The organism is Micromonospora sp. NPDC048935, assembly GCF_043197875.1.
Taxonomy (GTDB): domain Bacteria; phylum Actinomycetota; class Actinomycetes; order Mycobacteriales; family Micromonosporaceae; genus Micromonospora.
On sequence record NZ_JBICTZ010000014.1, the window covers coordinates 188,249 to 194,394 of the forward strand.

The window sequence follows — 6,146 nt, forward strand, 5'->3', positions numbered from 1 at the left end:
TCACCTCAGAATTTTCGAGCCGGCACGGTCGGACGCACCCCGTACCGAAGGGTCAGCATCCGGCGGAACTCGTGCGTCGCCTCACGGCCGTTGTCGGTGCTGGTCGGTGCGGGTAACGCGGTCTCGTCGTGGACGACGAGTCGCACCACGCCGACAGGTGCGGAGGCGGCGAGCGCCGCCGCGACGTCGGCGGGTCGGTGCGCCTGCCCGAACGGCAGTCCGAATGCGCCGACCAGGGCCTGCCAGTCCAGCGGGAAGTAGCGGGAGGGCTGGTTTCCGCCCGACTCGTAACGCTCGTTGTCGAGGACCACTGCGGTGAAGCGGCCGAGCCGTTCGCGTAGATCAGCCATGGTGGCAAGCCCCGCCAGCCCGAACAGCAGGGAGCCGTCCCCCTCGATCGAGATGACCCGACAGGTTGGTCCGAGCCCCAGGGCCAGTCCGGACGCGACGGGGAGCACGTCACCGAGCGCGTCCAGGTGCAGCGTCCGCTTCGGCCAGTACTGGCTGGCGGCCCATGCGGCGCGGCCGACCCCGGCAACCACCGCCACGTCCCCGCCCACGACGTCGTGCATCGCGCCCACGGCTTCATCCGAGTTCACGTCGCAGCCCTTCCAGCAGCTCGGGGGTGGCCACCACGACGGCGGAACGCATCCGGGTCGCGACCACGTCGAGGCCACCGCGTAGTGCCCGGGTCAGCTCGGCCGGAGTCGCGGCCACCGTACTCACCAGGGCGAAGAGCGAGATCAGCCCGCGCATGTGCTCGGAGTGGTGCTGGGCCCACCAGTTCGGATCGCCGTACCCGCCGCGGTCGGAGACGAGCGCCAGCAGCGGGAGCTGGTGCAGCACCACGAGCCGTCCGATAGTCTCCGCGGCCGCCCGTAGGCCCGAATTTTCCATGCATACCAGGGGCTGGCGCCCGGCGAGGGCCAGCCCGACCGCGACGGCGACCGCTTGGGACTCGTGCACGGTCTGGAGGTAGTCGAGGCCGGTTGTCTGGACCACCCGCCGGACGACTGGCGTCAACATCGAATCCGGAACGGTGACCGCGCAGTCAATCTTCGCGGGAAAGAGACTCTCCCACTCGAAGCCGCTCACCCCCCGACGCTTGCGGCTGGCAGGTCGCGCCACGTGCCGAGGCTGCCGCGCGCGTACGTCGTGGTGTTCCAGACCTCCTGCTTGTTGGGACCGCGCCCGCAGACGCAGAGGTGCTGGGCGGTGGTGCGGACAAAGGCTCCCCTGGCACGCACCGCGTCCATCAGGTCGTCGCAGAGGTCGCGAGCGAGAAACTCCTGAATCTGGAACCGCCGCGCCCGCATCTCCACCAGGCGTGGCAGCTTGCCGATGCCAAGGATCATGGCGCCCGGTTGGTAGGCCATCGCCACGTGACCGAAGAACGGGAGCAGGTGGTGCGCGCAGAGCGACACGAATGGAATGTCGTGGGCCGTCACCACGCCGTGGTACTCGACCGTGGGATCGAGCACGGTGGTGATCTTGATGAGATCGGCCCGATCAATCCGGTATCCGGAGAGTAGCTCCCGGTAGGCATTGGAAATTCGGGCGGGCGCCTCCGCCTGGGAATTGACGATTGCGGCAGCGACTTCGGGCAGATCCGGATGCAGCGAGGAGACCCAGTCGTTGAGGGCCTGCTGGGGATCACCCATGAAGGTTTAGGAATTCTACGATGACGTTCTGGTACGCCGAGTCGCCAAGGTTGACGAGCCTGTGTGGCTGACTGTCGGAACGGCGACAAGAATCGCCGACCGTGTCGTCCTGGTATTCCAGTCGCCCGTCCTGATATTCGGTCGCGACCGGGCCGGGCTGGGTAACCACGTATCGGTAGGGGACCTGATGGGTGTGCCAGGAAGAAGACGTGTGCGGGGGCAGGTCGAGCATCCACACGCGCACTTTCTCGTCTTCGAAAATAATCTCCGTACCGACCTGGTCGTTTGCAGGATTCACGGTTCACCGCGCTTTCGTGATCCTCTGCCACGAATTTCCGGCGAGTTCGACTATCTAGCGCCGGATATGCCTGGAGCTACATTTCTACATCGACACTTGCCGCTCGGTCAAGGGCCCGCCGAAGCTCCTGGAACTCCCGGTACGGCAGATCGGGCGCAAGCCGGCTTAGCTGCCATATGAGGGCGTCTGCGGCGTTTCGCTCCGGGCCCGGGTCGCTCTGGTCATCGAGGCTTCCCAGAATCCACAGATAGAGAATCGCCAGGGGAAACGGGGTGTCGGCGATATCGCACCGGAGACCGAACAGGCCCTGGACCGACTCCGGCAAGTCGAAGCGGCGCCCGTCCGTCTGGCACGAGTGCAGTTCGCGGGAGAGCGCGGCAAGGGAGCCATGTTCGTGGCGATCCGTGACCCGCCAGCCGATTCGCTGCCCGATCGACAGATCAACCCCGGCGCGGATGATGGTGCGGCACATGTCCTGCCCGATCCCGCCGGCCACCAACGTCATCGATCTCTCCTCTCTGCGGCTTCCAGCTCCTCTTTCAGCCTCGACTCTCCACCGGGGCGACGATTAACTTCCCACGCTACTGTCTGTGTCCCGAACGAACAGGACGCCCCGTCGGCCAGCATGGGCAATAATCATGCTCGCGGTTTTCCTCCCTTGTAGAGCGAACGTTCCAGGTGCATCAGCAGCAGGTACGGTCGAATCTCCTGGGCGACCCGCCGCCAACGGAAGGCCTTTGTGCCGTACTTCAGCAGGATGCTGGCGGGGATGGTGGCGCCGAGCACGTCCCAGATGATCTCGCCGCCGATCTCGGGCCCCAGTTGGGGTAGCGCGTACTCCGCGGAGATGGCCCGGTACCGGTTCATGATTTCCTGAGCCGTGGCCACGGGGGTGAGGACCGGATCCACACCCCGGGCGACCGCCAACAGCGACTCGTCGAGCAGTAAACGGAAGTCGCGGCTGAACCGGCGGCACTCCTCGACCTGGTCGGCCGTCAGTCGTGTCAGCGAGCCGAGCTGCATCTGGGCGATGACGTCCTGCACCACCGCGTTCTGGAAGCTCTCCCCGCCGCTGCGGAAACTCCTGGTCAGGGCGGTACGCACGGCTGGGTTGGTCAACATGCCGTCCTGGTTGAGCTCGCTGGAGATCACCAGCGATGCGAGGTGGTTCCGCAGACCCACGATCTCGGCCGTGCCCTGCCGCAGCGTCACCGGCGCCTGCGACTCGCCGCCGTAAGCCAACTCTCGTACCGAGCGCATCACCTCGTCCATCTCGCCCAGGCCGGCGCCGAGGGTCGCGGTGGGAAGGACCAGGTCGCTCGGACGCCGCGCTCCGTCGGCCGCGTTTGGCGTGTTCACCTCCCCGGAGTCGCCCACCTCGTACTCGTGTGCCCAGAGCTTCACGAACCCCTGGTCCCGCAACTCCAGGACCCGGCGTTCGATAAGCGCGGCGTCGGCCCTGTCCGTCGGGGCCACCTGGTACGACGAGCGGATGGCGATCGAGTCGGCGAAGAAGACGACCGCCTGCAGGATCCGGTCCAGCGTGTCGTACCCGACGAGGCCGCTGTCGAGCATCGTGAGCGATCGTTCCATCACTGCCTCGTGAGGTACGTCAGGAAGTCGACCTCGTAGAGGTGGGCGCTCCAGCACTGGTACGACACCGTGCTGTGTCGCACACCGAGGTCAAGCGCGAACTCGGCAGCCAGTTGTGCGAAGGCGAGTAGTTCTGGCACGAAGCCGACCCAGACGTCGACGCTGCGCGCGGTCACGAAGAGGTGGAGCGTGTCGGCGACCACCCGCACCGCACCGCCGACCGGCGAGACGGGGAAGGCTGTCTCCAGATCGGACGGGGGCAACCAGGTGGAGAAGACCGCGGAACGGCTGCTGGGATCCCGGCGCAGTAGGTCGGTGATGTGTTGGATCTGGTCGAACGCGTCGCCGCCGTTCTCGCGCCACCGGCGCATCCGCTGGAAGAGCAGCGACTTGTCGCGTTGCGTACCAAAGAGTCGGTCCCGGTAGTCCTTGATGAGTTCCGGGTACCGGTAGTCGGCCGGGGCGGTGAGATCGTTCGGGTTCTGGAGCCAGACTGTCAGCCCGGGCAGGTCGAACGAGATGCCGTGCCGGGTGGTGACCCGCGCCGGCCCACCGTCACGGAACAGGCCCAGTATCTGCGGCCAGCCGGTTTCCACGGTCTCAATCGTGACTTCCACGCATACGCCCCCAACCGCAGCAACTTCCTCACCGGTTGCGCGTCAGGTCCGGCACGTCCGGTGCGGGCGACGTTACCGGACGAGGTCCATCGATCAAAGGATCCGACCGGACGATGCACCACACGTCTGCACGGTCTTCTCGTAGCGCCGACTGGCTTCCGCGGATCGCGATGCCGTTCCAGCGCAGCGCGGACGGACACCGTGCGAAGCGATGCCCGGTCACCCGGTCCGACCGAAGCAGGTGAAGCCCGTCGACGTGCGACGACGCCCGGTCCGGCGATGGCGGGCGGAACCCGTATGGACGTGTCCGTTCAAAGCTCGGCGAAACATTGATCGGTCTGCGCATTCTGTCCGTGCAGAAAGAAAGTGGGTGCGAATGCGCCCCTGGAACGGAGGAATCGCATGCTCAGCACGTCTCACTCTCGGGTCCGGGCCCTCGCGGTCGTCAGTATGGCCGGTGTCGTGGCGGCGATCGGCGCGGTGACCCAGCAGGCGTCCGCCGCCGAACTGGCCGCGCCGGCTGCGGTGGCCGCGCCGGCTGCCGTGGGCGCCGACGCGCGCCGGGTCGCCATCCCGCGCATCGCCTCGACGATCAGGCCGCCAGCGGGGGCGCGCCCCGTCGGCGCGTACGTCGTCACGCGCGGAACGCAGACCTACACGTGTGCTGGCGGTGTGTTCACCGGTGCGTCGGTGCCGGAGGCTCAGCTCATCGGCACGGGCGGTCGGGTCCACCACTTCCGGGGCCCGAGTTGGCAGTCCGAGCGGGACGGCTCACTGGTCACGGCGAAGAAGACAGCGGAGAGCCCGCGACCGGGGACGATCCCCGAGCTGCTGCTGACCGTGGACACCCACAGCGGCACCGGCATGCTCGGCAACGTGGCGTACATCAGCCGTCTGTTGACCTCGGGTGGCGTCGCCCCGGCCGGCGCCTGCGTCGACGGCACGACGGCGGCCGTGCCGTACGGAGCGGTCTACGTCTTCTGGGCCGCGAAGCGCTGACGGCCTCGTCCCGGTGCCGCCGACCGCCGTGGCCAGCGGCCGAGGCTCATGGGTGGCCGTCGATGTTAACGTAAACGATCAGTCGTCCTCAAGGGTCCGGCGGCAGTCCTGCTCCGACCGCTTGGGTGGCGCTCGCCGGTTGACCACTGAGACGTGATCGCGCCACGGGCCGCAGCGCGCCACCGCCTGATGTTCCCAGCACGTTACGTCTTGACGAACGGCATGTTATCGCTCACAGTCGATGGCTAAGGACGACGACACCTTCGGCTTGCCGGGGAAGCCTGCTTCGTCGACCTCGAACCAGGCGTGCGTCAGGGTGTGCAGGCGTCTTGTTAGCGCTAACTTCCTCGACGCATGCACCCGGGCACGTGTCGCGGTGCGCCCATCTCGGGCAGGCCGTTTGGCTTTGGTCACTGAAGGAGGATCATGTCTGCCCTCGATAGGTCTCCATCGATCGCGCCGCCGACGCGGCGGCGTTGGTGGTTGCCCCGCATTGTCGCCGCTGGCGCGGCGGCGATACTGGTCGGCGGTGCCGCCGTAGCGGTGGTGTCGTCTCCCGCTGCCGCAGCGACGGTCGACACGAGCGCGTGGTACGTGTTGGTCAACCGCAACAGCAACAAGGCCCTGGACGTGTACAACCTGGCCACGAACGACGGTGCCCGGATCACCCAGTGGACCCGTAACAACGGCAACCAGCAGCAGTGGCAGTTCGTCGACTCCGGCGGTGGCTACTACCGGGTGAAGTCGCGCTTGTCGGGCAAGGTGCTGGACGTCTCCGGCCGTTCGACCGCCGACGGCGGGGCGATCGTCCAGTGGTCCGACAACAACGGCACCAACCAGCAGTTCCGGTTGGCCGACTCGGACGGCGGGTACGTCCGGCTGGTCAACCGCAACAGCAACAAGGTGATGGAGGTGCAGGGCGCCTCGACCGCCGACGGTGGCAACATCGTGCAGTACGCCGACTGGAACGGCACCAAC

General features: G+C 67.1%; 9 protein-coding genes. 2 read left to right on the forward strand and 7 right to left on the reverse strand.

What is annotated here, in order from left to right; translation table 11 throughout:
* Positions 1-5: 5 nt before the first annotated feature.
* The 7 genes from ACGFIW_RS30205 to ACGFIW_RS30235 all read right to left on the reverse strand — a co-directional run bounded on the left by ACGFIW_RS30205 (position 6) and on the right by ACGFIW_RS30235 (position 4,148).
* A complete protein-coding gene (locus ACGFIW_RS30205; protein ID WP_393322894.1) occupies positions 6-599 on the reverse strand; it encodes a thiamine pyrophosphate-dependent enzyme in 594 nt (197 codons plus the stop codon).
* Complete coding sequence (locus ACGFIW_RS30210) at positions 586-1,095, reverse strand: thiamine pyrophosphate-binding protein (RefSeq protein WP_393322897.1); 510 nt, start codon at positions 1,093-1,095, stop codon at positions 586-588. Before ACGFIW_RS30210 ends, ACGFIW_RS30205 begins: the two co-directional genes overlap by 14 nt.
* Complete coding sequence (gene folE / locus ACGFIW_RS30215) at positions 1,092-1,661, reverse strand: GTP cyclohydrolase I (RefSeq protein WP_393322900.1); 570 nt, start codon at positions 1,659-1,661, stop codon at positions 1,092-1,094. The genes ACGFIW_RS30210 and folE overlap by 4 nt, the downstream gene beginning before the upstream one ends.
* Positions 1,654-1,959, reverse strand: a complete 306-nt coding sequence (locus tag ACGFIW_RS30220; RefSeq protein ID WP_393322903.1) for a hypothetical protein — start codon at positions 1,957-1,959, stop codon at positions 1,654-1,656. Before ACGFIW_RS30220 ends, folE begins: the two co-directional genes overlap by 8 nt.
* Positions 1,960-2,035: 76 nt before the next feature.
* Entirely contained in the window at positions 2,036-2,464 is a 429-nt protein-coding gene (locus ACGFIW_RS30225; protein WP_393322906.1) for a hypothetical protein, read from the reverse strand.
* A gap of 131 nt (positions 2,465-2,595) precedes the next feature.
* Positions 2,596-3,552 (reverse strand): hypothetical protein, encoded by a 957-nt coding sequence (locus tag ACGFIW_RS30230; RefSeq protein WP_393322909.1) that lies wholly within the window; start codon positions 3,550-3,552, stop codon positions 2,596-2,598.
* Positions 3,552-4,148 (reverse strand): thymidylate synthase, encoded by a 597-nt coding sequence (locus tag ACGFIW_RS30235; RefSeq protein WP_393322913.1) that lies wholly within the window; start codon positions 4,146-4,148, stop codon positions 3,552-3,554. Before ACGFIW_RS30235 ends, ACGFIW_RS30230 begins: the two co-directional genes overlap by 1 nt.
* A 423-nt stretch (positions 4,149-4,571) precedes the next feature.
* On the opposite strand from ACGFIW_RS30235, the gene ACGFIW_RS30240 reads away from it, so the two are divergent.
* Complete coding sequence (locus tag ACGFIW_RS30240) at positions 4,572-5,168, forward strand: DUF3455 domain-containing protein (protein ID WP_393322916.1); 597 nt, start codon at positions 4,572-4,574, stop codon at positions 5,166-5,168.
* A 426-nt stretch (positions 5,169-5,594) separates the two neighbouring features.
* A partial coding sequence (locus ACGFIW_RS30245) for an RICIN domain-containing protein (protein ID WP_393322919.1) occupies positions 5,595-6,146 on the forward strand: 552 nt, incomplete at its 3' end.

Coding starts and splice junctions, on each gene's coding strand:
- folE (WP_393322900.1), bottom strand. CDS start 1,661: ATGGGTGATCCCCAGCAGGCCCTCAACGACTGGGTCTCCTCGCTGCAT.
- ACGFIW_RS30225 (WP_393322906.1), bottom strand. CDS start 2,464: ATGACGTTGGTGGCCGGCGGGATCGGGCAGGACATGTGCCGCACCATC.
- ACGFIW_RS30230 (WP_393322909.1), bottom strand. CDS start 3,552: ATGGAACGATCGCTCACGATGCTCGACAGCGGCCTCGTCGGGTACGAC.
- ACGFIW_RS30240 (WP_393322916.1), top strand. CDS start 4,572: ATGCTCAGCACGTCTCACTCTCGGGTCCGGGCCCTCGCGGTCGTCAGT.